The sequence below is a fragment of the Citrobacter sp. Cf132 genome, assembly GCF_030333885.1.
In the GTDB taxonomy this organism is placed as follows: Bacteria; Pseudomonadota; Gammaproteobacteria; order Enterobacterales; family Enterobacteriaceae; genus Citrobacter; species Citrobacter freundii.
In genome coordinates this window covers 1-819 of the sequence record NZ_JAOWFA010000004.1, presented here as the reverse complement: position 1 = coordinate 819, position 819 = coordinate 1, and the positions used below count along the sequence as shown (strand labels likewise).

General features: G+C 43.1%; 1 protein-coding gene. It reads right to left on the bottom strand.

The annotated features are described in order from the left end of the window. Window positions 1-59: 59 nt before the first annotated feature. Window positions 60-731 carry a molybdopterin-binding domain-containing protein gene (locus OGV85_RS00020; protein WP_286552847.1) on the bottom strand — a complete coding sequence of 224 codons (672 nt, stop codon included), beginning with the start codon at window positions 729-731 and terminating at the stop codon, window positions 60-62. Between the last annotated feature and the right edge of the window lie 88 nt (window positions 732-819).

The window sequence follows — 819 nt, the reverse complement described above, 5'->3', positions numbered from 1 at the left end:
GCTGGAGAAAGGGTCATTCTGAGAATGAAGATTCCGACGTTACTAACTGAGTGTTGTATCTAATCGTGGGGGCAGGTCACAGTTGCATCTGATACTGGTGTTCCACTATAAGCAACGTTTGCAGTACCTTTCAGATAGTAATCCTCCATTTTTTCGAGAGGCCATAGAGTTCCATTACTGTCAGGAATTGCATTTTTCCCAAACCCAGCCATGTTTAATTTCGAAGCTATATCAATAAAGAAAGTCTCAAGACAAAAATGTTGTCCCGCTTGATTCTTTCCAGTCAACGGCTCGATAACGGGATAACGTACAGCAGTCCCCTTGACCATTGTTGCTTCCAGCATCGGATGCTGGACATAACGTTCCAGATATGTAATGTCAGGGATAATATAATCTGCATACATGCTGGTATCACTAACGACAATATCACTGGCAATAATTAATGGTATTTTTGTTGGGTCACAAATCCCTCGAATAATATCTTCTTTACCCATGCCTGGAGCGCTGTATAAAGGTGTACACATATGCCACAACAGAATGTCGGCTGTATACGGATAACCTTCCAGTGCTGAAGGCAAGATATCACTGAAAATATCTTTAGTGAAAGGGAACCACGGCCTTTTAGCTGGGTAGGGGGGTTCGCCACGAGCAACCTTTGTCTTAAATTCAGTAGAGTCTTCATAACGAAAACCATCTTCACGTGTAATTTTTATACCAAATTGAGCTGGCACCAAAGAAGGGTAAGCGTACAGCGAGAACCGTATTGACGGGAACGGGTTATTCAGTTGGCAGGGTTATTCGCCAGGGTAACAGTTCGCT